Source organism: Streptomyces sp. NPDC002623 (assembly GCF_053592635.1).
Window position 1 is genome coordinate 89,376 of the sequence record NZ_JBSFWB010000003.1, and the last position, 23,936, is coordinate 113,311.

At 71.1% G+C, this 23,936-nt stretch carries 22 protein-coding genes; 10 read left to right on the plus strand and 12 right to left on the minus strand.

What is annotated here, in order from left to right; all coding sequences use genetic code 11:
- Positions 1 to 110: 110 nt before the first annotated feature.
- Complete coding sequence (locus ACWD4O_RS06115; RefSeq protein ID WP_451277889.1) at positions 111 to 812, minus strand: SIMPL domain-containing protein; 702 nt, start codon at positions 810 to 812, stop codon at positions 111 to 113.
- A 149-nt stretch (positions 813 to 961) separates the two neighbouring features.
- On the opposite strand from ACWD4O_RS06115, the gene ACWD4O_RS06120 reads away from it, so the two are divergent.
- Positions 962 to 2,773, plus strand: coding sequence for a bifunctional metallophosphatase/5'-nucleotidase (locus tag ACWD4O_RS06120; protein WP_451277891.1), 1,812 nt, complete (start codon positions 962 to 964; stop codon positions 2,771 to 2,773).
- Positions 2,774 to 2,838: 65 nt separating this feature from the next.
- Here ACWD4O_RS06120 and ACWD4O_RS06125 read toward each other — a convergent pair whose 3' ends face one another.
- The 4 genes from ACWD4O_RS06125 to ACWD4O_RS06140 form a co-directional block, all read right to left on the minus strand.
- The gene (locus ACWD4O_RS06125; protein WP_451277893.1) at positions 2,839 to 4,278 is read right to left on the minus strand and encodes a lysine N(6)-hydroxylase/L-ornithine N(5)-oxygenase family protein; all 1,440 of its coding nucleotides are present in this window, start codon (positions 4,276 to 4,278) and stop codon (positions 2,839 to 2,841) included.
- On the minus strand, positions 4,275 to 5,627 hold the full coding sequence (locus tag ACWD4O_RS06130; protein ID WP_451277895.1) for a pyridoxal phosphate-dependent decarboxylase family protein: 1,353 nt from the start codon (positions 5,625 to 5,627) through the stop codon (positions 4,275 to 4,277). The genes ACWD4O_RS06125 and ACWD4O_RS06130 overlap by 4 nt, the downstream gene beginning before the upstream one ends.
- A gap of 123 nt (positions 5,628 to 5,750) precedes the next feature.
- The gene (pepN, locus tag ACWD4O_RS06135; protein WP_451277897.1) at positions 5,751 to 8,279 is read right to left on the minus strand and encodes an aminopeptidase N; all 2,529 of its coding nucleotides are present in this window, start codon (positions 8,277 to 8,279) and stop codon (positions 5,751 to 5,753) included.
- 122 nt (positions 8,280 to 8,401) lie between these two features.
- A complete protein-coding gene (locus ACWD4O_RS06140) occupies positions 8,402 to 8,755 on the minus strand; it encodes a chorismate mutase (RefSeq protein WP_451277898.1) in 354 nt (117 codons plus the stop codon).
- A 79-nt stretch (positions 8,756 to 8,834) separates the two neighbouring features.
- Between ACWD4O_RS06140 and ACWD4O_RS06145 the strand changes: the two genes are divergently transcribed.
- Complete coding sequence (locus ACWD4O_RS06145) at positions 8,835 to 9,731, plus strand: hypothetical protein (protein ID WP_451277900.1); 897 nt, start codon at positions 8,835 to 8,837, stop codon at positions 9,729 to 9,731.
- Positions 9,732 to 9,828: 97 nt separating this feature from the next.
- Here ACWD4O_RS06145 and ACWD4O_RS06150 read toward each other — a convergent pair whose 3' ends face one another.
- Both ACWD4O_RS06150 and ACWD4O_RS06155 read right to left on the minus strand, forming a co-directional pair.
- The gene (locus tag ACWD4O_RS06150; protein WP_451277902.1) at positions 9,829 to 10,734 is read right to left on the minus strand and encodes an SDR family oxidoreductase; all 906 of its coding nucleotides are present in this window, start codon (positions 10,732 to 10,734) and stop codon (positions 9,829 to 9,831) included.
- A 1-nt stretch (position 10,735) separates the two neighbouring features.
- Positions 10,736 to 11,530, minus strand: coding sequence for an SDR family oxidoreductase (locus ACWD4O_RS06155; RefSeq protein WP_451277904.1), 795 nt, complete (start codon positions 11,528 to 11,530; stop codon positions 10,736 to 10,738).
- Between the two features lie 54 nt (positions 11,531 to 11,584).
- Here ACWD4O_RS06155 and ACWD4O_RS06160 point away from each other — a divergent pair, with 54 nt between their 5' ends.
- The 4 genes from ACWD4O_RS06160 to ACWD4O_RS06175 are packed head-to-tail and all read left to right on the plus strand — an operon-like array spanning position 11,585 to position 14,961.
- Positions 11,585 to 12,343 (plus strand): enoyl-CoA hydratase family protein, encoded by a 759-nt coding sequence (locus ACWD4O_RS06160; protein WP_351910926.1) that lies wholly within the window; start codon positions 11,585 to 11,587, stop codon positions 12,341 to 12,343.
- Positions 12,336 to 13,172: a CoA transferase subunit A gene (locus ACWD4O_RS06165; protein ID WP_451277906.1), complete on the plus strand. Its 837-nt coding sequence runs from the start codon at positions 12,336 to 12,338 to the stop codon at positions 13,170 to 13,172. Before ACWD4O_RS06160 ends, ACWD4O_RS06165 begins: the two co-directional genes overlap by 8 nt.
- Complete coding sequence (locus ACWD4O_RS06170; RefSeq protein ID WP_451277908.1) at positions 13,169 to 13,912, plus strand: CoA-transferase subunit beta; 744 nt, start codon at positions 13,169 to 13,171, stop codon at positions 13,910 to 13,912. Before ACWD4O_RS06165 ends, ACWD4O_RS06170 begins: the two co-directional genes overlap by 4 nt.
- Positions 13,912 to 14,961, plus strand: coding sequence for an NAD(P)H-dependent flavin oxidoreductase (locus tag ACWD4O_RS06175; RefSeq protein ID WP_451277910.1), 1,050 nt, complete (start codon positions 13,912 to 13,914; stop codon positions 14,959 to 14,961). Before ACWD4O_RS06170 ends, ACWD4O_RS06175 begins: the two co-directional genes overlap by 1 nt.
- Positions 14,962 to 14,976: 15 nt before the next feature.
- Here the strand turns inward: ACWD4O_RS06175 and ACWD4O_RS06180 are convergent, their stop codons facing one another.
- From ACWD4O_RS06180 to ACWD4O_RS06190, 3 genes are read right to left on the minus strand one after another with little or no spacing between them, the layout of a single operon-like run.
- Positions 14,977 to 16,134, minus strand: a complete 1,158-nt coding sequence (locus tag ACWD4O_RS06180; RefSeq protein ID WP_451277912.1) for an acetyl-CoA C-acetyltransferase — start codon at positions 16,132 to 16,134, stop codon at positions 14,977 to 14,979.
- A gap of 34 nt (positions 16,135 to 16,168) precedes the next feature.
- On the minus strand, positions 16,169 to 16,780 hold the full coding sequence (locus ACWD4O_RS06185; RefSeq protein WP_351910931.1) for a TetR/AcrR family transcriptional regulator: 612 nt from the start codon (positions 16,778 to 16,780) through the stop codon (positions 16,169 to 16,171).
- Between the two features lie 22 nt (positions 16,781 to 16,802).
- Entirely contained in the window at positions 16,803 to 17,612 is an 810-nt protein-coding gene (locus ACWD4O_RS06190) for an SDR family oxidoreductase (RefSeq protein WP_451277914.1), read from the minus strand.
- Between the two features lie 85 nt (positions 17,613 to 17,697).
- On the opposite strand from ACWD4O_RS06190, the gene ACWD4O_RS06195 reads away from it, so the two are divergent.
- Positions 17,698 to 18,837: an acyl-CoA dehydrogenase family protein gene (locus ACWD4O_RS06195; RefSeq protein ID WP_451277916.1), complete on the plus strand. Its 1,140-nt coding sequence runs from the start codon at positions 17,698 to 17,700 to the stop codon at positions 18,835 to 18,837.
- Positions 18,837 to 19,787, plus strand: coding sequence for an acyl-CoA dehydrogenase family protein (locus tag ACWD4O_RS06200; protein WP_451277918.1), 951 nt, complete (start codon positions 18,837 to 18,839; stop codon positions 19,785 to 19,787). The genes ACWD4O_RS06195 and ACWD4O_RS06200 overlap by 1 nt, the downstream gene beginning before the upstream one ends.
- A gap of 47 nt (positions 19,788 to 19,834) precedes the next feature.
- Here ACWD4O_RS06200 and ACWD4O_RS06205 read toward each other — a convergent pair whose 3' ends face one another.
- Entirely contained in the window at positions 19,835 to 20,326 is a 492-nt protein-coding gene (locus ACWD4O_RS06205) for an FBP domain-containing protein (RefSeq protein ID WP_351910935.1), read from the minus strand.
- Between the two features lie 94 nt (positions 20,327 to 20,420).
- Here ACWD4O_RS06205 and ACWD4O_RS06210 point away from each other — a divergent pair, with 94 nt between their 5' ends.
- Positions 20,421 to 20,990, plus strand: a complete 570-nt coding sequence (locus ACWD4O_RS06210) for a TetR/AcrR family transcriptional regulator (protein WP_451277920.1) — start codon at positions 20,421 to 20,423, stop codon at positions 20,988 to 20,990.
- A gap of 5 nt (positions 20,991 to 20,995) precedes the next feature.
- Complete coding sequence (locus ACWD4O_RS06215) at positions 20,996 to 22,219, plus strand: GDSL-type esterase/lipase family protein (protein ID WP_451277922.1); 1,224 nt, start codon at positions 20,996 to 20,998, stop codon at positions 22,217 to 22,219.
- Here the strand turns inward: ACWD4O_RS06215 and qcrB are convergent.
- Positions 22,179 to 23,855 carry a cytochrome bc1 complex cytochrome b subunit gene (qcrB, locus tag ACWD4O_RS06220; protein ID WP_451277924.1) on the minus strand — a complete coding sequence of 559 codons (1,677 nt, stop codon included), beginning with the start codon at positions 23,853 to 23,855 and terminating at the stop codon, positions 22,179 to 22,181. The two genes, ACWD4O_RS06215 and qcrB, sit on opposite strands and share 41 nt — an antisense overlap.
- Between the last annotated feature and the right edge of the window lie 81 nt (positions 23,856 to 23,936).

Sequence of the window (23,936 nt, forward strand, 5' to 3'; positions counted from 1 at the left end):
GGGAATTCGTGGCACATGGCTGCTCAACAACCTTTGCGTGAAGGGTTGTTGACAACTAATAAATTGTGCGGGCTGCCGCTCGAATGAGCATCGGCTTTTGCGGACTACTTTTACAGGGTCGGTGGATTCATGGTGAACCGGGCGTTCACCTCTGCGCTGACGTGGATGCGCTGGGGTTCGAGGTCGAGGGGTTCGGGGGCTGCCGATTCCGCTTCGGCGCCAGCCATGGAGAAGCGGACGGCGCGGCGGCCAAAGGCCGAGCGGGGGCCCGTGGTGCCGGTGCCGGTGTCGGCGAGTTCGAGGAGGGCTGCGACGGTGGTGCCGAGGGCTTCGGCGTATTCGTTGGCGCGTTGTACGGCTTCGCGTACGGCTTGTTGGCGGGCTTGGCGGTGGACGGGTGAGGTGGGGCGGAGTTCCCAGGAGGGGCCGTCGAATCTGGTGAGGTCGAGGTCGGCGAGGCGGGTGGTGAGTTCGCCGAGGGCGGTGAAGTCGTTGAGTTCGGCGGTGAGGTGGATGGTGCCGTGGTGGGTGCGGATGCGTTCGCCTCGTCCGCGCTGGGTGAGTTCGGGGGTGAGGGTGACGGCGCCGGTGGAGAGGTTCTCGATGGCGTCGCCGTAGGACTTGATGAGGTCGAGGGCGGCGGTGTTGCGGCGGGTGAGGTCGTCGAGGGTGGTGCGGCGGTCGCGGCCGCGGGCGGTGACGGTGATGCCGATGCGGGCGATCTCGGGGTCGACTTCGAGTTCGGCCTCGCCGCGGACTGTGAGGAGGGGGGCGTCGGGGGTGCCGTGTGGGGGATCCTGCGGTGAGGTCATACGTCCCAGCTTGTCATGGCTTTCCCTGGTGTCCGGCGGGAGTTGACCGTTCTGGTCATCAGATCGAAACCTCCTGGACCTGTTGCCGTCGGTCATGCGCGGGTCAGAATCTACGCGCGTCGTTGACCATTCCCCGAGGAGCATGAGACATGCCGTTGAATCGCCGGAAGTTCCTGAAGAAGTCCGCTGTGACCGGGGCGGGGGTGGCGATCGCGGGTGCTGCCGTGGCGCCGGCGCAGGCCGCCGAGGCGAAGAGGCCGGGTAAGCCGGTCAAGCAGCCGAAGCGGTATGCGCTGACGGTGCTGGGGACGACGGACCTGCATGGTCATGTGTTCAACTGGGACTACTTCAAGGACGCGGAGTACAAGGACGCGGCCGGTAACGCTCAGGGTCTGGCGCGTATCTCGACGCTGGTGAACCAGATCCGTGCGGAGAAGGGGCGCGAGAACACGCTGCTGCTGGACGCGGGCGACACGATCCAGGGCACTCCGCTGACGTACTACTACGCGAAGGTGGACCCGATCACCGCCAAGGGTGGTCCGGTGCATCCGATGGCGCAGGCGATGAACGCGATCGGGTACGACGCGGCGGCGCTGGGCAATCACGAGTTCAACTACGGCATCGAGACGCTGCGGAAGTTCGAGTCGCAGCTGCGGTTCCCGCTGCTGGGTGCGAACGCGGTGGACGCGAAGACGCTGAAGCCGGCCTTCCCGCCGTACGTCATGAAGACGTTCTGTGTGAAGGGCGCGCCGCCGGTGAAGGTGGCGGTGCTGGGGCTGACGAACCCGGGTATCGCGATCTGGGACAAGGCGTATGTGCAGGGCAAGCTGGCGTTCCCGGGGCTCGAGGAGCAGGCGGCGAAGTGGGTGCCGAAGCTGAAGTCGCTGGGTGCGGATGTGGTGATCGTGTCGGCGCACTCGGGTTCGTCGGGTACGTCGTCGTACGGTGATCAGCTGCCGTATGTGGAGAATTCGGCGGCGTTGGTGGCGCAGCAGGTGCCGGACATCGATGCGATTCTGGTGGGTCACGCGCATGTGGAGATTCCGGAGCTGAAGGTCGTCAACGCGAAGTCGGGGAAGACGGTCGTGCTGTCGGAGCCGCTGGCGTACGCGGAGCGGCTGTCGGTCTTCGATATCGCGCTGGTGTTCGAGAAGGGGCGGTGGGCGGTCGAGTCCGTCGCTTCGAAGGTGCTGAACTCGAACACGGTCGCCGACGACCCGAAGATCACGAAGCTGCTGGGTGACGAGCACGCGAAGGTCGTGGCGTACGTCAACCAGGTGGTCGGTTCGGCGACGGAGACGTTGACGACGGTGGAGGCGCGGTACAAGGACGCGCCGATCATCGATCTGATCACGAAGGTGCAGGAGGACGTCGTCAGGGCGGCTCTGGCCGGTACGTCGTATGCGTCGCTGCCGGTGATCGCGCAGGCTTCGCCGTTCTCGCGGACGTCGGAGATTCCGGCGGGCGAGGTGACGATCCGGGATCTGTCGAGCCTGTATGTGTACGACAACACGCTGGTGGCGAAGTTGCTGACGGGTGCGCAGGTGCGGGCGTACCTGGAGTACTCGGCGCAGTACTTCGTGCAGACGGCGGCGGATGCGGTGGTCGACACGGAGAAGCTGACGAATGCGGCGGGGCGTCCGGACTACAACTACGACTATGTGTCGGGTCTGGTGTACGAGATCGACATCGCGCAGGCGGCGGGTTCGCGGATCAGGAATCTGACGTACAACGGCGCTGCTCTGGACGATGCTCAGCAGTTCGTGTTCGCGGTGAACAACTATCGGGCGAACGGCGGTGGCGCGTTCCCGTATGTGGCGGCGGCGCAGGAGCTGTGGGCGGAGTCGACGGAGATCCGTACGCGGATTTCGGAGTGGGTGACGGCGAAGGGTGTGCTGGACCCGAAGGACTTCGCGTCGGTGGACTGGAAGTTGACGCGTGCCGGTACGCCGGTGTTCTAGGGGCTGGTCCTGGTAGGAGTTGTTGGTGTGCGGCGCCGGCTTTCGAGTCGGCGCCGTTGCCGTTGCTAGCGTCGGTCGACGAGGGGGGTGAGGGTGGGTGGGGCTTGTCGGGCGTGGGGGACTCGGGGTTGTTGTTCGAGTCCGAAGGTGGTGAAGGCGGTTCGGGTGGGGAGGGGGTAGGTCTCCTTGTCGGTGAGGGTGTTGAGGATGGTGGCGCTGCGCCAGGCGGCGAGGCCGAGGTCGGGAGCTCCTACGCCGTGGGTGTGGCGTTCGGCGTTCTGGACGTAGATGTTGCAGCCGGTGGCGGTGACGGAGGGGTCGAGGACGAGGCGGAAGTGTTGGTCGATGCGGGGGCGTTCGCTGTTGTCGCGGCGGATGTAGGGGTCGAGGCCGGCGAGGATGCGGTCGAGGGGGCGTTCGCGGTGGCCGGTGGCGAGGACGACGGCGTCGGTGGTGAGGCGGGTGCGGGTGTTCTGCTGGATGTGTTCGAGGTGGAGTTCGATTTTGGTGGTGGCGATGCGGCCTGCGGTGCGGACGCGGACGCCGGGGGTGAGGACGGTGTCGGGCCAGCTGCCGCCCAGGGTGCGGCGGTAGAGCTCGTCGTGGATGGCGGCGAGGGTGTCGGCGTCGATGCCTTTGTGGAGTTGCCATTGGGTGGTGACGAGGCGGTCGCGGACGCCTTCGGGGAGGGAGTGGAAGTAGCGGGTGTAGTCGGGGGTGAAGTGTTCGAGGCCGAGTTTGGAGTACTCCATGGGGGCGAACGCGTCGGTGCGGCCGATCCAGTGGAGTTGTTCGCGGCCGGTGGGGCGGTTGCGGAGGAGGTCGAGGAAGACTTCGGCGCCGGACTGTCCTGAGCCGACGACGGTGATGTGGCCGGCGGTGAGGAGGGTGTCGCGGTGGGCGAGGTAGTCGGTGGCGTGGACGACGGGGACGCCGGGGGCGTCGACGAGGGGGCGTAGGGGGTCGGGGACGTAGGGCTCGGTGCCGATGCCGAGGACGATGTTTCTGGTGTAGGTGCGGCCGAGGGCTTCGGCTTCGCCGTCGGTGTCGAGGTGGGTGAAGTCGACTTCGAAGACGTCGCGTTCGGGGTTCCAGCGGGCGGCGTCCACTTGGTGGCGGAAGTGGAGTCCGGGGAGGTTGTCGGCGACCCAGCGGCAGTAGGTGTCGTATTCGGCGCGTTGGATGTGGAAGCGCTCGGCGAAGTAGAAGGGGTAGAGGCGTTGGTGGGTCTTGAGGTAGTTGAGGAAGGTCCAGGGGCTGGTGGGGTCGGCGAGGGTGACGAGGTCGGCGAGGAAGGGGACCTGGATGCGGGCGCCGTCGATGAGGAGGCCGGGGTGCCAGTCGAAGCGGGGGCGTTGTTCGTAGAAGACGGCGTCGAGTTCGGCGAGGGGGTGGGCGAGGGCGGCGAGGGAGAGGTTGCAGGGGCCGATGCCGATGCCGACGAGGTCGCGGGGGGTGTCGGTGTCGTGGGGGGTGGTGGGGTCGGGGTGTGGGGGCGTGTTCATGCGGGGGTGTGTCCTTCCACCAGTCGTAGGAGGGCGGTGAGGTCTTCGGTGCGGGTGTGGGGGTTGAGGAGGGTGGTCTTGAGCCAGAGTCGGCCGTCGAGGCGGGCGCGGCCGAGGACGGCGTGGCCGTCGGTGAGGAGGCGGCGGCGTATGTCGGCGACGGTGTCGTCGGTGGCGGCTGCGGGGCGGAAGAGGACGGTGCTGATGGTGGGTGGGGAGTGGAGGAGCAGGTGGGGGTGTGCGGTGATGAGGGCGGCGAACTCCTGGGCTTTTTCGCAGACTTGGTCGATGAGGGCGGCGAGTCCGGTGCGGCCGAGTGTTTTGAGGGTGACGGCGATCTTGAGGGCGTCGGGGCGGCGGGTGGTGCGCAGGGAGCGGCCGAGGAGGTCGGGGAGGCCGGCGTCGGTGTCGTCGTCGGCGTTGAGGTAGTCGGCGTGGTGGTGGAGGGCGGCCAGGTCGTGGGGGTCGCGTACGGCGAGGAGTCCGGCGGCGATGGGCTGCCAGCCGAGTTTGTGCAGGTCGAGGGTGACGGTGTGGGCGGTGTGGAGGCCGGTGAGTCTGTCGCGGTGGCGGTCGCTGAAGAGCAGGCCGCCTCCGTAGGCGGCGTCGATGTGGAGGCGGGCGCCGCGGTCTCGGCAGAGGGCGGCGATCTCGGGGAGGGGGTCGATGAGTCCGGCGTCGGTGGTGCCGGCGGTGGCGGCGACGAGTGTGGGTCCGTCGGGGAGGGCGGTGGCGAGGGCGGTGGGGTCGAGGCGGCCGGTGGGGGCGGGGACGACGATGGGTTCGGGCAGTCCGAGGAGCCAGGCGGCGCGGGTGAGGGAGTGGTGTGCGTTGGTTCCGCAGACGAGCCGCACGGTGGGGCCGTGGGCTTCCCGGGCGAGGAGGAGTGCGAGTTGGTTGGCTTCGGTGCCGCCCGTTGTGACGAGGGCGTCGTGGAGGCCGGCGAGTCGAGCGAGTGTGCGGGTGACCAGGGTCTCCAGTTCCGAGGCGGCGGGGGCCTGGTCCCAGGAGTCGAGGGAGGGGTTGAGGGTGGAGGCGGCGAGGTCGGCTGCGGTGGCGACGGCGAGGGGTGGGCAGTGGAGGTGGGCGGCGCAGAGGGGGTGGGCGGGGTCGGCGGAGCCTTCGGCGAGGGCGCGGACGACGGTGGCCAGGGCGTTCGGGTCGCCGTGTTCGGGGAGGAGGTCGCCGGTGGCTTGTCGTAGGCGTGCGGCGACGGCTTGGGGGCCGCCGGCGGGGAGTGGCCCGCCGCGGGCGGTGCGGCCGGCGTCGAGTGCGTGGAGGACGGTGTCGAGCAACGGCCTCAGGGCGTCGGTGCCTTCGGTGCCTGAGGCGAGCGGTGGGGTGCTCATGGGCGGCTCCGGGCGGGCGCGGGGCGGAGGGGGTTTCCAGCTTGTACGCCGTTGTGGAGACACGCCCGAAAACAGCAGCGATCGGTACCCGAAAGGGGGTACCGATCGCTGGTGGTGCGGGGGTTACGCCTGGTGTGCGGGGTCGTGCGCGGTCTCGTGTGCGGGGCCGTGTGCGGAGCGGACGTTCAACACCCGTGTCAGGTCGTCGAGTTGGTCGACGAGTTTGCGGCGCAGGGCCGGGATGGGTTCGGCGTCGGCGAGGCATTCGCGGCCGAGGCGGAGGGTGTCGGGCTCGACGGCGTGGGCGGGGAAGGCCCAGCGTCCTGCGGCGTCGGCGATGGCGGGGCCGCGGCGGGCGGCGACGGCGACGGCGTCCTTGTAGAAGCGTGGGACGTATGCGCGTACGAGGTCGGCCTGTTCGGGTTGCCAGAAGCCTTGGGCGGTGGCGGTGAAGAGGTAGTTGGAGAGGTCGTCGCGGTCGAACATGGCGGCCCAGGCGGTGTGTTTGGCGTCCGGGTCGGGGAGGGCGGCGCGGCAGCGGGCGGCGCCTTCGCGGCCGGTGGCGGAGGGGTCGCGGGCGAGTTCGGCGGCGATGGCGGTTTCGTCGGTGGCGCCGAGGACGGCGAGTCGGGCGAGGACGCGCCAGCGCAGGTCGGGGTCGAGTTCGGGTCCGCCGGGGACGGTGCCGTCGGCGAGCCAGGCGGCGATGGTCTCGGGGTGGGCGGCGACGTGGATGAAGTGGCGTACGGCGATGAGGCGCAGGCCGGGGTGGTCGCCGTCCTCGGTGCGGCGGATGAGGTCGCGGCACAGGGCGGTGAGGGTGGCGAGGGCGGCGGGGCGCTGTTCGGGGGTGAGGTAGCGGTCGGCGACCTGGCCGGAGGCGAAGCCGAGGACGCCTTGGACGAGGGCGAGGTCGGTTTCCTGCGGGAGGTGGGCGCGGGCGGCTTCGAGGTAGGCGGTGGGGGCGAGTTCGCCGTCGCGGACGGCGTCGCGCAGGGCGTTCCAGACGACGGCGCGGGTGAGCGGGTCGGGGAGGCCGGAGAGGTTGGTGCGGATGGTCTCGAAGGATTCGGGGTCGAAGCGGATCTTGGTGTAGGTGAGGTCCTGGTCGTTGAGGAGGAGCAGGGCGGGGCGTTTGCCGATGGGCTGGGGTGCGCTGTGCGGGATGTCGATCTCGAGGCGTCGGCGCAGGGTGAGGTGGCGGGCCTCGTCGGCGAGGTCGAGGTCGTAGAGGCCGACGGCGATGCGGTGGGGGCGGCTGCCGTGGTGTCGGACGGTGAGGGTGCGGTCGCCGTTGGAGCCGCTGACGGTGGGGGTGAGGGTGTCGACGCCGGTGGTGCGCAGCCAGGCGTCGGCCCAGGCGTGGACGTCGCGGTCGGTGTGGGCGGCGAGGGAGTCGATGAAGTCGGCGAGGGTGGCGTTGGCGAACTTGTGGCGGGCGAAGTGGGTGTTGATGCCGGCGAGGAAGTCGTCCTGGCCGAGCCAGGTCACCAGTTGTCGCAGTGCGGAGGCGCCTTTGGCGTAGGAGATGCCGTCGAAGTTGAGGAGGGCGGCGGCGGTGTCGTCGACGTTCTCGGGGGCGACGGGGTGGGTGGAGGGGCGTTGGTCGGCGTCGTAGCCCCAGGCTTTGCGGACGACTCCGAAGTCGGTCCAGGTGTCGGCGAAGCGAGTGGCTTCGGTGAGGGTCTGGTAGCCCATGTATTCGGCGAAGGACTCGTTGAGCCAGATGTCGTCCCACCATTGGAGGGTGACGAGGTCGCCGAACCACATGTGGGCCATTTCGTGGGCGATGACCATGGCGCGGGTCTGGCGTTCGGTGTCGGTGACGGCGGAGCGGTAGACGAACTCGTCGCGGAAGGTGACGAGGCCGGGGTTCTCCATGGCGCCGGCGTTGAACTCGGGGACGAAGGCCTGGTCGTAGGAGTCGAAGGGGTAGGGCTCGTCGAACTTCTCGTGGTAGCGGTCGTAGCACTGCCGGGTGATCTCGAGGAGTTCGTCGGCGTCGGCGTCGAGGTGGGGGGCGAGGGAGCGGCGGCAGTGGATGCCGAAGGGGAGTCCGCGGTGTTCGGTGCGTACGGAGTGCCAGGGGCCGGCGGCGACGGCGACGAGGTAGGTGGAGATGCGGGGGGTGGGGGCGGCCTGCCAGCGGCCTTCGCCGAGGTGTTCGGTGGTGCCGTTGGCGAGGACGGTCCAGGTTTCGGGGGCCTTGACGGTGACCTCGAAGACGGCTTTGAGGTCAGGCTGGTCGAAGGCGGCGAAGACGCGCTGGACGTCGTCCATGAAGAGCTGGGTGTAGAGGTAGGTCTCGTCGTCGGTGGGGTCCGTGAAGCGGTGCATGCCCTCGCCGGTGCGGGAGTAGCGCATGTCGGCCCGGACGCGCAGTTCGTGGTCGCCGGCGGTGAGGTTGTTCAGGGGGAGCCGGTTGTCGTCCAGGGTCTGCGGGTCGAGGGGCACTCCGTCGAGGGTGACGGAGTGCAGTTCGGCGGGCCTGACCTCGACGAAGGTGTCTCCGTCCGTGCGCGCGGCGAACCGGATGACGGTGAGGGACTCGAAGGTCTCGCCGCTGGTCGTCACATCGAGCTCGATGGTGTAGCGGTGAACGTCGAGGAGCTTGGCACGGCTCTGCGCTTCGTCGCGCGTCAGTACGGACATGAACGACATGCTGCCTGATACCGCAGCTGGGGCACAGGGGCGGATCGGTACGCGCGCTATGTCCGTTCCCGCGCCGGAGCGCCGCTGTCGGTCGTCTGGTGGGGCGGGGGTGGGCTCGCAGGTCAGCCGGTTGTGGGGGCGGAGCCGTTGACGGTGTCCTCGGCGATGCGCTCGTGGTGGCGGATGACCTCGGCGATGATGAAGTTGAGGAACTTCTCGGCGAAGGCGGGGTCGAGCTTGGCGTTCTCGGCGAGGGTGCGCAGCCGGGCGATCTGACGGGCTTCGCGGGCCTGGTCGGCGGGCGGCAGCTGGTGGCGGGCCTTGAGGTGGCCGACCTGCTGGGTGGCCTTGAAGCGTTCGGCGAGCATGTGGACGACGGCTGCGTCGATGTTGTCGATGCTGTCGCGCAGTCGGGCGAGCTCCTCGCGGACGGCGGGGTCGACGTCTGCGGGTCCGGGGGTGTTACTGGTGGTCATGGGCGTTCAGCCTAGTGCGCCGGGTCCTCGTACAGTGGAACCGGGTGTACTGGGTGCACGGCGTCTTGGGGGTGCGGACGTGGCGAACGGCGGTCCGGTCGAGCACGGGTACCCGCATCTGGAGACGGTGCGGGCTGCTGTCACGGCGTTGTACAAGCGGTTGTCGTACGACACGATCCACCAGTTCGGGGCCAGTGTGGCGCCGGCGGATGTGGCGTTCTGCGATACCGACGATCTGCATCTGGGGGCGCAGCGGGTGGCGCGTGAGCTGGTGCGTCACTATCGGTTGCCGGATGCGCGGATGATCGTGGCGTTCCGGGAGATGGAGCATGCGGCGAATGTGGAGCTGACGGCGGGGCCGGAGTACTTCGTGGAGCTGAACGATCGTTTCCGTAGCCATCGGCGGGACATCGGGGCGGCGCTGGCGCACGAGATCATGCATGTGTATCTGCATCGGGTGGGGCTGTCGTTCCCGGGCACGCGGGACAACGAGATCCTGACGGACACGGCGACGGCGTATCTGGGGGCGGGCTGGCTGCTGTTGGACGCGTATCGGGAGGATGCGGCGTCGTCGCAGAAGCTGGGGTATCTGACGCCGGAGGAGTTCGGGTACGTGCTGGCGAAGCGGGCGCTGGTCTTCGGGGAGGATCCGTCGGTGTGGTTCACCAGTGCGCAGGCGTTCACGGCGTATGTGAAGGGGATGGCGCGGGCTCGGGAGGACGAGGAGCAGCCTCCGCTGACGGGGGCGGGGTGGGCGGGGCGGCGGCGGTATGCGCGTGATCGGCACCGCGCGCAGGATCACCGTCCGGTGGCGGCCGTCGGGGAACCGCTGTACGCGTTCGCGCCCGGCCCGGGGGGCCCGCTGCGGGTGACGTTCCCCTGTCCCACCTGCCATCAGCGGATCAGGGTGCCGGTCAAGGGGCGGGTGCGGGCGCGATGCGGGTTGTGCCGGACGGTGCTGGAGTGCGATACGTGAGCGCTGCGTTGCGGGCGGGTGCGGGTGCGTCGTGGCTGGTCGCGCCCGCGCGGCGGAGCCGCAGATGTCAGCGCCCCGCGCCCCTGGGTCGGTGTGCCTAGGCTCCGTAGACCTGTCCCGGAGGCTCCGCTTCGCCCAAGAGTTTCAGTGCGGCTTCCCCAGCCTCCGCCGCGCTCCATCGGGCCCCTCTGTCCAGGGTGGGTCCCTTGCGCCAGCCCTCCATGACGGTGATCCGTCCGGCCTCCGCCTCGAAGACTCGGCCGGTGACGCCCTCGCTCGCCGCTGAGCCGAGCCAGACGACCAGGGGGGAGACGTTCTCGGGGGCCATGGCGTCGAAGCCGGTCTCGGGGGCTGTCATGGTCGCGGCGAAGGTCTGTTCCGTCATGCGGGTGCGGGCGGCGGGGGCGATCGCGTTGACCTGGACTCCGTAGCGGGCGAGTTCCGCGGCGGCGACGAGGGTGAGGCCGACGATCCCGGCCTTGGCGGCGCTGTAGTTGCCCTGGCCGACCGAGCCGAGGAGTCCCGCGCCGCTGCTGGTGTTGACGATGCGGGCGACGGGCGTGCGGCCTGCCTTGGCTTCGGCGCGCCAGTGGGCGGCGGTGTGTTTGAGGGTGAGGAAGTGGCCCTTGAGGTGGACGCGTACGACGGCGTCCCAGTCGTCCTCGGCGAGGTTGACGAGCATGCGGTCGCGCAGGAAGCCGGCGTTGTTGACGAGGGTGTCGAGCCGCCCGTACGTCTCCAGGGCGGTCGTGACGAGGGATGCGGCGCCCTCGGGGGTGGCGATGTCGCCGCCGTGGGCGACCGCCTCGCCGCCGGCCGCGCGGATCTCGGCCGCGACCTGCGCGGCGGGGCTGTCGGGGCCGGGTGTGCCGTCGAGGCCGACGCCGAGGTCGTTGACGACGAGCCGCGCGCCCTGCGCCGCGAACGCGAGGGCGTGCGCGCGTCCGAGGCCGCGGCCCGCGCCGGTGACGACGACGACCCGGCCTGTGCAGATTCCGCTCACTTCACTCCTCCTTGTCGCCGACGTTCTTCTTGTCGCCGACGTTCTTCTTGTTGGCGGCGTCCTTCTTGTTGGCGGTCGCGGCGTCGAGGAACGCGGGCCGTTCCCCTCCGCCGTGCACGAGCAGGCTCGCCCCGCTGATGTACGCGGCCGCGTCGGAGGCGAGGAAGACGGCTGCCGCGCCCACGTCGGCGGGCTGGGCGAGCCGGCCGAGCGGGACGGTCCGTGAGACGGCCTCGACGCCCTCGGCGCCGCCGTAGTGGAGATGGGCCAGTTCGGTGTGGACCATGCCGACGACGAGCGTGTTGACGCGCACCTCGGGCGCCCACTCGACGGCCATGGAGCGGGCGAGGTTCTCCAGACCGGCCTTGGCGGCTCCGTAGGCCGCCGATCCGGGCGACGGGCGGCTGCCACTGACGCTGCCGATCATCACGACGGAGCCCGCGGCCCGTCTGAGGTGCTCGTGGGCGGCGAGGGAGACGGTCAGCGGGGCGAGCAGGTTGAGCTCGATCACGCGCGCGTGGCGCTCGGCATCGGCCTGGACGAGCGGCCGGTAGGGCGCGCCGCCCGCGTTGTTGACCAGGACGTCGAGCCGGGGCAGTCCGGCGAAGAAGTCCCGTACGGCGTCGGCGTCCCGCACGTCGAGACCCACGAACTCGGTCCTGGGCAGCGGGACTTCGGGTGGTCGGCGGGCGACGACGACCACCTCGGCGCCGGCGCGCGCGAAGGAGCGCGCGATGCCGGCGCCCACTCCGCGGGTGCCGCCGGTGACGACGGCGACCTTCCCGTCCAGCTCCATTCGCTGCTACCTTTCACCTAACAAACGTTTGGTGGAAAGGTAGCTGATGCTTCCATGACTGTCTCCACCTCGTCCCCCGAAAAGGGGATTTCGGTACTGACCGTTGACTTCCCGCCCGTCAACGCGCTGCCGGTGAGCGGCTGGTTCGCGCTGGCCGACGCCGTGCGCGCGGCCGGCCGCGATCCGGGGACCCGGTGCGTGGTGCTGGCCGCCGAGGGGCGGGGGTTCAACGCGGGCGTGGACATCAAGGAGATACAGGCGCAGGGCGCGGGCGCGCTCATCGGCGCGAACCGCGGCTGCTTCGAGGCCTTCGCGGCGGTGTACGAGTGCGAGGTCCCCGTGGTGGCGGCGGTGCGGGGCTTCTGTCTGGGCGGCGGCATCGGGCTGGTGGGCAACGCGGACGTGATCGTGGCGAGCGAGGACGCCGTGTTCGGGCTTCCCGAGCTGGACCGCGGTGCGCTCGGCGCGGCCACCCACCTGTCCCGCCTGGTCCCCCAGCATCTGCTGCGCGCCCTGTACTACACCTCGCGCACGGTCACCGCGGCCGAGCTGCATACGCACGGCTCGGTGTGGCGGGTGGTGCCCCCGGCCGAACTGCGCGCGGCCGCACTGGAGTTGGCGGGTGAGATCGCCGCGAAGGACGGTGAGCTGCTGCGGCTGGCCAAGGCGGCCCTCAACGGCATCGACCCGGTCGACGTGCGCCGCAGCTACCGCTTCGAGCAGGGCTTCACCTACGAGGCGAGCGTCGGCGGGGTCGCCGACCGGGTCCGGGACACCTTCGGCAAGGAGAAGGAGGGGCGTGGGCGTGAGTGACAAGACGATGACCGCCGAGGAGGTCGTCTCCCGGCTGGAGAGCGGCATGACCCTCGGCATCGGCGGCTGGGGCTCGCGCCGTAAGCCGATGGCCCTGGTGCGGGCGCTGCTCCGCTCGGAGGTCACCGACCTGACGGTGGTGTCGTACGGCGGCCCGGACGTCGGCATGCTGGCGGCGGCCGGCCGGATCCGCAAGCTGGTCGCCGCGTTCGTCACCCTCGACTCGATCCCCCTGGAACCGCACTACCGCGCGGCCCGTGAGCGCGGTGCGTTCGAGCTGATGGAGATCGACGAGGCGATGTTCATGTGGGGGCTGCGGGCGGCCGCGAACCGGCTGCCGTTCCTGCCGGTGCGGGCGGGCCTCGGCTCGGACGTGATGCGGGTCAACCCCGGTCTGCGGACGGTGACTTCGCCGTACGACGACCAGGAGACGTTCGTCGCGATGCCCGCCCTGCGCCTCGACGCTGCCCTGGTGCACGTCAACCGGGCCGACCGGCTGGGCAACGGGCAGTACCTGGGCCCGGACCCGTACTTCGACGACCTGTTCTGCGAGGCGGCGGACACGGCGTACGCGTCGTGCGAACGGCTCGTCGACACGGCCGAGTTCGCGAAGGCGGCGGCTCCGCAGTCGCTGCTGCTCAAGCGGCATGTGGTGACGGGTGTCGTCGAAGCCCCGAACGGCGCGCACTTCACGTCCTGCGCCCCCGACTACGGCCGGGACGAGGCGTTCCAGAAGCGGTACGCGACCACGCCCTGGCCGCAGTTCGCGGCCCGGTATCTCGCGGACGGCGAACAGGGGTACCGGTCGGCGGTCGAGGAGGACTCATGACGCAGCCCACGAGCGATGCGGTGAGCGAGGCCACGCGCGCGGAGTACTGCGTGATCGCCTGCGCCGAGGCCTGGCGCGGCGCGGGTGAGATCGTGGCCAGCCCGATGGGCCTGATCCCGTCCGTGGGAGCACGCCTCGCGCGGCTCACGTTCGCGCCGGACCTGCTGCTCACCGACGGCGAGGCGCTGATCGTCCGTCCGGACGGCACGCCCGAGGGCTGGCTGCCCTACCGGCAGCACCTGGCGCTGGTCACGAGCGGGCGGCGGCACGTGATGATGGGCGCGAGCCAGATCGACCGGTACGGCAACCAGAACATCTCCTGCATCGGCGACTGGGCGCGGCCGACGCGGCAGCTGCTCGGGGTGCGCGGAGCGCCGGTCAACACCCTGAACAACCCGACGAGTTACTGGATACCGCGGCACTCCCGGCGGGTGTTCGTCGAGAAGGTCGACATGGTGTGCGGGGTGGGCTACGACCATGCGGCCGGCGCCCGCTTCCACCGCATCCCGCGGGTCGTGTCCGACCTGGGCGTCTTCGACTTCGCCACGCCCGACCGGTCGATGCGGCTTGCCTCGTTGCATCCGGGCGTCACCCTGGAGGAGGTCAGGGAGGCGACCGGCTTCGAGCTGACCGTCCCGGACGACGTGCCGCCGACCCGTGCGCCCACCGCCGAGGAGCTGCGGCTGATCCGCGAGGTCCTCGACCCCGCCGGGGCCCGGTCCCGGGAGGTCGCACTCTGATGGACACGGCCCTGACCAGACTCGTGGGGGTCCGTCATCCGATCGTGCAGACCGGGATGGGCTGGGTGGCGGGCCCGCGCCTGGTGTCGGCGACGGCGAACGCGGGGGCGCTGGGCATCCTGGCCTCGGCGACGATGACCCTCGACCAGCTGCGGTCGGCGGTGCGCGAGGTGAGGTCCCGGACGGGCGCGCCGTTCGGGGTCAATCTGCGAGCCGACGCGGCGGACGCCGGCGACCGGGTGCGGATCATCCTCGACGAGGGGGTGCGCGTCGCGTCCTTCGCCCTCGCGCCCTCCCCGGAGCTGATCGCCGAGCTCAAGGAGGCGGGGGTCGTCGTCATCCCCTCCATCGGGGCCCGCCGGCATGCCGAGAAGGTCGCCGCGTGGGGTGCGGACGCGGTGATCGTGCAGGGCGGCGAGGGCGGCGGCCACACCGGGGAGGTGGCGACGACGGTGCTGCTGCCGCAGGTGGTGGACGCCGTGGACATCCCGGTCGTCGCGGCGGGCGGCTTCTTCGACGGACGGGGGCTGGTGGCGGCGCTGGCGTACGGGGCGGCGGGCGTCGCGATGGGCACGCGGTTCCTGCTGACGTCCGACTCGACGGTGCCGGACGCGGTGAAGGCCCGCTATCTGGCGGCGACGGTCCGGGACGTCACGGTCACCCGGGCGGTGGACGGCCTGCCGCACCGCATGCTGCGCACGGAGCTGGTGGCCGACCTGGAGGCCGCCGGCCGCACCAGAACCCTGCTACGGGCCCTGCGTCACGCGGCCGGCTTCCGCAGGCTGTCCGGCCTCGGCTGGCCGCAGCTGGTCCGTGAGGGCCTGGCGCTGCGCCACGGCAAGGAGCTGTCCTGGAGCCAGGTCCTGCTCGCCGCCAACACCCCGATGCTGCTGAGATCGGCGATGGTGGACGGCCGCACGGACCTCGGAGTCATGGCCTCCGGGCAGGTCGCCGGGGTGCTCGACGACCTGCCGTCGTGCGCGGAACTGGTGGAGCGGATCATGAAGGAGGCGGAACAGGTCAAAGACCGGCTCACAGCCACACGATGACCGTCACACCCGGTGTCACAGCCGCTCGATGATCGTCACGTTCGCCTGGCCGCCGCCCTCGCACATGGTCTGGAGGCCGTAGCGGCCTCCTGTCCGCTCCAGTTCGTGCAGCAGGGTCGTCATCAGCTTCACGCCCGTCGCGCCCAGCGGGTGTCCCAGGGCGATCGCGCCGCCGTTGACGTTGACCTTCTCCGGGTCGGCCCCCGTCTCCCTCAGCCACGCCAGGACGACGGGCGCGAAGGCCTCGTTGATCTCGACGAGGTCGATGTCGTCCATGGACAGCCCGGTCTTCTTCAGGGCGTGCGCGGTGGCCGGGATCGGGGCCGTCAGCATGCGGATGGGGTCCTCGCCGCGTACGGAGAGGTGGTGCACGCGCGCGCGTGGCGTCAGTCCGTGCTCGCGCACCGCCCGCTCGGAGGCGAGCAGCATCGCGGCCGCCCCGTCGGAGACCTGCGAGGAGCAGGCGGCGGTGACGGTCCCGCCGTCGATGACGGGTTTCAGCGCGGCCATCTTCTCCAGGGTGGTGTCCCGGCGCGGCCCCTCGTCGGCGGTCACCGGCCCGTGGGCGACGGTCTCGCGCGCGAACCGGCCCTCGTCGATCGCTCGCACCGCCCGCCGGTGCGAGCGCAGGGCGAACTCCTCCTGGTCCTGCCGGGTGACGCCCCACTTGGCGGCGATCATCTCGGCCCCCGCGAACTGGTTGACGGGCCGGTTCCCGTACCGCGCGCGCCAGCCCTCGCTGCCGGCGAAGGGCCCCTGGGTGAAGCCGAGCGGCTCGGCGGCCTGGCGGGTGGCGTAGGCGATGGGGATCTGCGACATGTTCTGCACGCCGCCCGCGACCACCAGGTCCTGGGTCCCGGACAGCACGCCCTGGGCGGCGAAGTGCACGGCCTGCTGCGAGGAGCCGCACTGCCGGTCCACGGTCACGCCGGGCACCTCCTCGGGCAGCCCGGCGGCCAGCCAGCAGGTGCGGGCGATGTCGCCGGCCTGTGGCCCGACCGCATCCAGGCAGCCGAAGACGACGTCCTCGACGGCCGCCGGGTCGATCCCCGAGCGCGCGACCAGCGCCTTGAGGACATGCGCCCCGAGATCGGCCGGGTGCACCCCGGACAGACCTCCCCCGCGCCGCCCCACGGGCGTGCGGACCGCTTCGACGATGTAGGCCTCGGCCATGGCGACTCCCCAACGAGTACCGGTGAACAGTGGGTTATGTGCGTACGGCGATCCCGTCCAGCACCATCGACAGGTACTGCCGGGCGATCTCCTCCGGGCTGTGCTGTCCGCCGGGCCGGTACCAGGAGGCGGCGACCCACACCGTGTCGCGGACGAACCGGTAGGTGAGGCGGACGTCGAGGTCGGCCCGGAAGACCTGCTCCTCGACCCCGCGCTCCAGCGTGGACAGCCACGCCTTCTCGAACCTTCGCTGCGAGTCGGCGAGGAACGCGAACCGTTCCTGCGCGACCAGCTGCTTGCTCTCCTTCTGGTAGATCGCGACGGCGGCGCGGTGCCGGTCGATCTCCCGGAAGGACTCGGTGACCAGCGCTTCCAGCGTCTCGCGGGGGCCGCTCCCGGCGTCCAGGACGGTGTCGTAGCCGTCCCAGAGTTCGTCGAGGAAGGTGCGCAGGATCTCCTCCAGCATCGATTCCTTGGAGTCGAAGTGGTAGTAGAGGCTGCCCGCGAGCATGCCCGCGTGGTCGGCGATCTTGCGCACGGTGGTGGCGTTGTAGCCCTGCTCGGCGAATACCTCGGCGGCGGTGTTCAACAGCTCGCCGCGTCGGGCCGGCGCGGCGGTCACCTGGGGCTTCTTCTTGGTCGGCACGCGTCCATTGTCGTCTGTCGCCCTACGCGTGCTGGCTGCTGACGGAGACGACCTCGCCGGTCATGTACGAGGAGTAGCCCGACGCCAGGAACACGATCACGTTGGCCACCTCCCAGGGCTCGGCGTACCTGCCGAAGGCCTCGCGCTCGGTCAGCTCCGCCAGCAGTTCGGGGGTGGTGACCTTGACCAGGTGCGGGTGCATGGCGAGGCTCGGCGAGACGGCGTTGACCCGTACCCCGTACTCGGCCGCCTCCACGGCCGCGCACCGGGTCAGCGCCATCACGCCCGCCTTCGCGGCGGCGTAGTGCGCCTGTCCGGTCTGGGCGCGCCAGCCGACGACGGAGGCGTTGTTGACGATGACGCCTCCCCCGCCGGTCTCCCGCATCAGCCGCAGGGCGGCTCTGGTGCAGCGGAAGGTTCCGTTCAGGGTGACGTCCAGGACGCGCGACCACTGCTCGTCGCTCATGTCCACGAGCGGTGAAGTCCCGCCGAGGCCCGCGTTGTTGACGACGATGTCCAGCCGCCCGTGCGAGGCGACGGCCGTGTCGAACAGCGCCCGCACCTGGTTCTCGTCGGTGACGTCACAGGGCAGCGCCGCGACGGCCGCCGCGCCGAACTCCTCGGCGAGTTCGGCCTCGTGGGCCTTGAGCCGCCGGGTGTGGGCGTCGCTGATCAGCACGCGCGCGCCCTCCTCGAGGAAGCGGCGCGCGGTCGCTCCGCCGATGCCCGCGCCGGCCGCCGCGGTGACGACGGCGGTGCGGCCCTTCAGCAGCCCGTGTCCGGGCACGTAGGCCGGACTCTGCGGACTGCCCGGACTCTCGACGCCTGTCATGGCTCCACGCTAACCTACCAAACACTTGTTAGGGAAGAAGCGGCAGCAGACGAGCAGCGGCAACAGACCGGGAGGGACGGATCGTATGGATCTCGCCGTCACGCAGGAGGACGACGCCTTCCGCGCCGAGGCCCGCGCCTGGCTCGCCGCCCAGGTGCCGCGCACTCCCCTGCCGTCCCTGGAGACGGCGGAGGGCTTCGCCGCGCACCGCGCATGGGAGGCCGAACTGGCCGCGGACCGCTGGTCGGCGGTGAACTGGCCGGCGGAGTACGGCGGCCGGGACTCGGGGCTGGTCCGGTGGCTGCTCTTCGAGGAGGAGTACTGGGCGGCGGGCGCGCCCGGACGCGTGAACCAGAACGGGATCAGTCTCCTCGCGCCCACCCTCCTCGACCACGGCACGCGGGAGCAGTGCGCGCGCGTGCTGCCGCCGATGGCGACCGGCGAGGTGGTCTGGGCGCAGGCCTGGTCGGAGCCGGAGGCGGGATCCGACCTGGCCGCACTCAGATCGCGAGCCGTACGCGCGGACGGCGGCTGGCTGCTGACCGGCCAGAAGACCTGGTCCTCCCGCGCGGCCTTCGCCGACCGCGCCTTCGGCCTGTTCCGCAGCGATCCGCAGGCCCCGAGGCCCCATCAGGGGCTGACCTACGTCATGTTCGACCTGCGCGCCCCGGGCGTCACGGTCCGCCCGATCGGCCGGCTGGACGGGAAGCCGGCGTTCGCCGAGCTGTTCCTGGACGGGGTGTTCGTGCCGGACGAGGACGTGATCGGGGAGCCCGGCGCGGGCTGGCGGATCGCGATGTCCACGGCGGCCGACGAACGCGGCCTCACCCTGCGCTCCCCCGGCCGCTTCCTCGCCGCCGCCGACCGGCTGCACGCCCTCTGGCAGGCGCAGGGCAGTCCCGCCGCGGCGGCGGACCGGGTCGCCGACGCGCTCATCGGCGCGCGCGCCTACCAGCTGTTCACGCACGCGGCGGCGTCCCGCTTCCTGGCGGGGATACGGCTCGGCCCGGAGTCGAGCCTGAACAAGGTCTTCTGGTCGGAGTTCGACATCGCGCTGCACGAGACGGCACTCGATCTCCTCGGCGAGGAGGGGGAGCCGGGCGACACCGGCTGGGCGCAGGGTTACGTGTTCGCCCTCGCCGGGCCGATCTACGCGGGGACGAACGAGATCCAGCGCGACATCGTCGCCGAGCGCCTGCTCGGCCTGCCGAAGGGACGCCGCTGATGCGTTTTCTCCTCGACACCGAGCAACGGGCGTTCGCGGACTCCCTGAACGCCCTGCTGACGGCCGCCGACACGCCGGGGGTGGTCCGGGAGTGGAGCCGGGGCGGGCATGCGCGCGGGCGTGCTCTGTGGTCCCGGGTCGCCGAGGCCGGGGTGTTCGCGCTGGCGGTGCCGGAGGCGTACGAGGGTCTCGGGCCGCGGCCGGTGGAACTCGCCGTGGCCTTCGTCGAGCTGGGGCGGCACGCGGTGCCGGGGCCGCTGGCGGAGACGGTGACGGCGGCGGCCCTGATCCGGGAGCCGGGCCCGGCGAAACGGCTGCTGCCCGCGCTGGCCTCGGGCGAGTCGATGGCGACGGTGGCGTACGCGGGGTCGTACGCGCCGGACGGCGACGCGGCGGACGTACGGCTGTCGCTGGCCCCCGACGGTCTGCGCCTGGCCCCCGGCCACGACGCCGTACGGCCTTCCCTGGACCCGGCGCGGCGGCTCACCCGCCTCACGCCGGGCGGGGAGCTCCTCGCCGTCGACCCGCCCGTGTCGCAGGCTCTGCTCTGGGCTCGGCTGGCGACCGCCGCGCAGGCCCTCGGCGTCGGACTGGCGCTGCTCGACCGGACGGTGGCGTATGTCGGGCAGCGCACCCAGTTCGGGGTGCCCGTCGGCTCGTTCCAGGCCGTGAAGCACCGGCTGGCCGATGCGAAGATCGCGTTGGAGTTCGCCCGGCCGCTGGTCCTGGGGGCCGCCGTGACGATGACCCCGGCGGATGTGGCGGCGGCGAAGGCGAGCGCCTGCGAGGCGGCGTACCGGGCCGCCCGGGCCGCGCTCCAGCTGCACGGCGCGATCGGCTACACGGCGGAGTACGACCTGTCGCTGTGGCTGACCAAGGCCCGCGCCCTGCGCACGGCGTGGGGCACACCGGCCCAGTGCAGAGCCGACGTGCTCGCCGCTCGCCCATGACGGCCAGCCGGCAAGCCCGTCAGCCCGTCAGGCGGTCAGCGGTGCGGTCAGGCGGTCACCTTGGCGATGAAGGCGGCGAGGTTGGCCACGGTCCGCGCGATCTTCTCCTCCAGCGTGATCGTCTCGTGCAGCCGCGCGCCGATGCCCGCGTCCCGCCTGCCCCGCACGTACAGCGAGCAGGCGAGGTCGCTGCAGATGTAGGCCCCCACCGAGTTGCCCTGCTGGCCGGCCCGCCCGGCCTTCGGCGCGACCAGCAGCGAGACGCCGCCGGAGTGGGTGGTCAGGCACATCGTGCACATGCTGCGCCGGGACTGCCCGACCGCGCCCGGCGAGGCCCGTAGGGCGAGCGCTTTCAGGTCGCCGTCCAGTTCGGCGACGAGGTAGGCGCGGTCGGGGGCCTGGGGGTCGCGCCAGCCGAGGTAGTCCAGGTCCTCCCAGGGGCTCTCGGCCAGGTCGCGCGGCACGGAGAGGCGCTTGGCCTCGCCCTTCGTGCAGTTCACGAACGCGGCGCGGATCTCTTGCTCGGTCAGCGGCTTCATATGGTCGAGGCTAATTTGCCTAAAGCTTTTAGGCAAACGCATAATAGCTTCAGGCTGATGAAGGCTGCCGAAGGGTGAGGAAGGGACGACGACCATGGGGCGCGTAGGGCTGAGCACGGAACGCCTGGTCCGGGCGGGAGCGGAGCTGGCCGACGAGGTCGGCTTCGACGAGGTGACCGTCTCGGCGCTCGCCCGGCGGTTCGACGTCAAGGTCGCCAGCCTGTACTCGCACGTGAAGAACTCCGACGACCTCAGGACCCGGATCGCCCTGCTCGCCCTGGAGGAGCTCGCCGACCGGGCCTCCGACGCACTGGCGGGGCGGGCCGGCAAGGACGCCCTGACCGCGCTGGCGAACGTCTACCGCGACTACGCCCACGAGCACCCCGGCCGCTACGCCGCCGCGCAGCTCAGACTCGACCCGGAGACGGCCGCCGCGAGCGCGGGCGGGCGGCACGCGCAGATGACCCGGGCGATCCTGCGCGGCTACGACCTCACGGAACCGGACCGCACGCACGCGGTCCGCCTGCTCGGGAGCGTCTTCCACGGGTACGTCGGCCTGGAGCTGGGCGGCGGCTTCAGCCACAGCGCCCCCGACACGGACGAGACCTGGACCCGGGTCCTGGACGCCCTGGACGCCCTGCTGCGCAACTGGCCCGCGGCATGAGCCGCGTGAGCGGTGTGAGCGGTGTGAGCGGTGCGGGCCGCGCGGCCGAGCCCGAGTGGATCACGACGCCCGTCACCGCCGATCTGCTGCGCGGCGCGCTCGACGTGGAGCGCACCGAGCACGGCGTGCTGCCGCACCGGCTGCCCGCACGCGCGCGTGCCCAGTGCGCGGACCCGCAGCTCGCGATGGCCGAGTCCCAGCCGTCGGGGGTGCGGCTGGTCTTCCGTAGCGCCGCCACCGCCGTCGAGCTGACGGCCCTGCCCACCCGGCGGATCTACGCGGGCGCGCCGCCCAGGCCGGACGGCGTGTACGAGCTGCTCGTCGACGGACGCCCGGCCGGGCAGGCGAGCGTGACGGGCGGCGGCCGCACGGTGACCGTCGACATGACCGCCGGCACGAGCGAGTTCCGGGCCGGAGAGCCCGGCACGGTCCGCTTCGCCGAACTGCCCGAGGGCGTCAAGGACATCGAGATCTGGCTGCCGCACAACGAGACCACCGAACTCCTCGCCCTGCGCACCGACGCCCCCGTCGAACCCGCCCCGCCCAGCGACCGCCCGGTCTGGCTGCATCACGGCAGCTCGATCAGCCACGGCTCGGACGCCGTGCTCCCCACGGCCATCTGGCCCGCGCTCGCCGCGTCCCTCGGCGGCGTGGAGCTGATCAACCTGGGCCTGGGCGGCAGCGCCCTGCTCGACCCGTTCACCGCGCGCACGCTGCGGGACACCCCGGCCGATCTGATCAGCGTCAAGCTCGGCATCAACCTCGTCAACACCGATCTGATGCGGCTGCGCGCGTTCGGGCCGGCCGTCCACGGCTTCCTCGACACCGTCCGCGAGGGCCATCCGACCGCGCCCCTGCTGGTCGTCTCGCCGATCCTGTGCCCGATGCACGAGGAGACGCCCGGCCCGACCGCCCTCGACTTCAGCGCCGTCGCCGAAGGCCGGCTGTGGTTCCAGCCCATGGGCGACCGGGCCGAGGTCGCGCACGGGAAGCTGACCCTGCGCGTCATCCGCGCCGAACTGGCCCGGATCGTGGACCGGCGCGCGGCCGACGACCCGAACCTGCACTACGTCGACGGCCGCGAGCTCTACGGCGAGTCCGACGCCGCCGAGCTCCCGCTCCCCGACGGCCTCCACCCGGACGCGGCCGCCCACCGGCGGATCGGCGAGCGCTTCGCGGAGCGGGTCCTCAGTGCCCATGTCCTCCGGAGTGCCCCGAACCGCCGGTGAGTTCGCGGTACTCCTCCGGCGTCGGCTTGGGGATGTGCGTGTCCTGCCCGAACATGGCCCGCGCCAGCCGCGCCCGCACCCGCTGGGCGGCGGTGACCGGCCGTCGCACGCCGTTGTGGTCGACGAGCGGCCCGATGGCGTACGGCTGCTCCTGCTCGTGCTGGGTGAGGGTGAACAGCTGGGCCTGGTCCAGGGGCTCGTGGACCTCGACGTACTCGCCGTGCGGAAGGCGCTTGACGGTCCCCGTCTCGCGGCCGTGCAGGACCTTGTCCCGGTCCCGGAGCTGCAGTCCCAGACAGATCCGCTTGGTCACCATGAAGGCGAGGACGGGGGCGACGAACACGGAGATCCGTACGAACCAGGTGATCGCGTTGATGGACAGATGCAGATGCGTGGCCACGATGTCGTTGCCGCCGCCGACGAGCAGCACCCCGTACAGGACGAGCCAGGCCACGCCGAGGCCGGTGCGCACGGGCGCGTTGCGCGGCCGGTCGAGGATGTGGTGCTCCCGCTTGTCGCCGGTGATCCAGGCCTCGATGAACGGATACAGGCCGATGGCGAGCAGGATCAGCGGGAAGAGCGTGAACGGGATGAAGACGCCCAGTGCCAGGGTGTGGCCCCAGGCGTTGATCTCCCATCCCGGCATCACCCGGATCAGCCCCTCGGAGAAGCCGAGGTACCAGTCGGGTTGTGCGCCGGTGGTGACCAGGTCCGGCCGGTAGGGCCCGAACGCCCACACGGGGTTGATGCTGGCGACGCCGCCCATCACCGCCAGCACGCCGAAGACCAGGAAGAAGAACCCGCCCGCCTTCGCCATGTAGACCGGCATGAAGGGCATGCCGACCACGCTCTTCTGGTCGCGTCCGGGCCCGGGGTACTGGGTGTGCTTGTGGAAGAACACCAGGATGAGGTGGGCGACGACGAGCCCCAGCATGATCCCCGGCAGCAGCAGCACATGGATCGGGAAGAACCGCGCGATGATGTCGTGCCCCGGGAACTCCCCGCCGAAGAGGAAGAACGAGATGTACGTCCCGACGATCGGGATGGACAGGATCGCGCCGTCGGCGAACCGGACGCCGGTGCCGGAGAGCAGGTCGTCGGGGAGCGAGTAGCCGGTCAGACCGGTGAGGATGCCGAGGAACAGCAGGGTCCAGCCGAACAGCCAGTTGACCTCGCGCGGCTTGCGGAACGCGCCCGTGAAGAACACCCGCATCATGTGCACGAGCATGGCGGTGACGAAGACCAGTGCCGCCCAGTGGTGGATCTGCCGGATCAGCAGCCCGCCGCGCACGTCGAAGCTGATGTGCAGCGTCGACTCGTACGCCCGCGTCATCGTGATGCCCTGGAGCGGGACGTACGAGCCGTTGTAGACGACCTCGGCGCTGCTCGCCTCGAAGAACAGGGTGAGGTAGACGCCGGTGAGGATCAGGATCAGGAAGCTGTAGAGGCAGATCTCGCCCAGCATGAAGGACCAGTGGTCCGGGAACACCTTGCGCAGGTTGGCCTTGGCCACCGTGTACAGCCCCAGCCGGCTGTCCGCCCAGTCGGCGACCTTCTCACCCTTGCCGGGCTCGCCTCGCCGTCTCGAACTCCCGCTGTCCGCAGCGTAGTTCACCGCTTCCGCGCCGTCGCTCATACCTCGTCGTCCTCCCCGTCGGATCATCCTCAGGGTGGCACGGCGGGGCGGCTGAGCCAACGGTGTGGACGGCGGAGATCG

Excerpts from the sequence above, each read along its gene's own strand:
- ACWD4O_RS06115 (WP_451277889.1), bottom strand. The coding sequence starts at position 812 with ATGACCTCACCGCAGGATCCCCCACACGGCACCCCCGACGCCCCCCTC.
- ACWD4O_RS06175 (WP_451277910.1), top strand. The coding sequence starts at position 13,912 with ATGGACACGGCCCTGACCAGACTCGTGGGGGTCCGTCATCCGATCGTG.
- ACWD4O_RS06120 (WP_451277891.1), top strand. The coding sequence starts at position 962 with ATGCCGTTGAATCGCCGGAAGTTCCTGAAGAAGTCCGCTGTGACCGGG.
- ACWD4O_RS06125 (WP_451277893.1), bottom strand. The coding sequence starts at position 4,278 with ATGAACACGCCCCCACACCCCGACCCCACCACCCCCCACGACACCGAC.
- ACWD4O_RS06190 (WP_451277914.1), bottom strand. The coding sequence starts at position 17,612 with ATGACAGGCGTCGAGAGTCCGGGCAGTCCGCAGAGTCCGGCCTACGTG.
- ACWD4O_RS06170 (WP_451277908.1), top strand. The coding sequence starts at position 13,169 with ATGACGCAGCCCACGAGCGATGCGGTGAGCGAGGCCACGCGCGCGGAG.
- ACWD4O_RS06195 (WP_451277916.1), top strand. The coding sequence starts at position 17,698 with ATGGATCTCGCCGTCACGCAGGAGGACGACGCCTTCCGCGCCGAGGCC.
- pepN (WP_451277897.1), bottom strand. The coding sequence starts at position 8,279 with ATGTCCGTACTGACGCGCGACGAAGCGCAGAGCCGTGCCAAGCTCCTC.
- ACWD4O_RS06140 (WP_451277898.1), bottom strand. The coding sequence starts at position 8,755 with ATGACCACCAGTAACACCCCCGGACCCGCAGACGTCGACCCCGCCGTC.
- ACWD4O_RS06210 (WP_451277920.1), top strand. The coding sequence starts at position 20,421 with ATGGGGCGCGTAGGGCTGAGCACGGAACGCCTGGTCCGGGCGGGAGCG.
- ACWD4O_RS06130 (WP_451277895.1), bottom strand. The coding sequence starts at position 5,627 with ATGAGCACCCCACCGCTCGCCTCAGGCACCGAAGGCACCGACGCCCTG.
- ACWD4O_RS06160 (WP_351910926.1), top strand. The coding sequence starts at position 11,585 with ATGACTGTCTCCACCTCGTCCCCCGAAAAGGGGATTTCGGTACTGACC.
- ACWD4O_RS06155 (WP_451277904.1), bottom strand. The coding sequence starts at position 11,530 with ATGGAGCTGGACGGGAAGGTCGCCGTCGTCACCGGCGGCACCCGCGGA.
- ACWD4O_RS06205 (WP_351910935.1), bottom strand. The coding sequence starts at position 20,326 with ATGAAGCCGCTGACCGAGCAAGAGATCCGCGCCGCGTTCGTGAACTGC.
- ACWD4O_RS06200 (WP_451277918.1), top strand. The coding sequence starts at position 18,837 with ATGCGTTTTCTCCTCGACACCGAGCAACGGGCGTTCGCGGACTCCCTG.
- qcrB (WP_451277924.1), bottom strand. The coding sequence starts at position 23,855 with ATGAGCGACGGCGCGGAAGCGGTGAACTACGCTGCGGACAGCGGGAGT.
- ACWD4O_RS06180 (WP_451277912.1), bottom strand. The coding sequence starts at position 16,134 with ATGGCCGAGGCCTACATCGTCGAAGCGGTCCGCACGCCCGTGGGGCGG.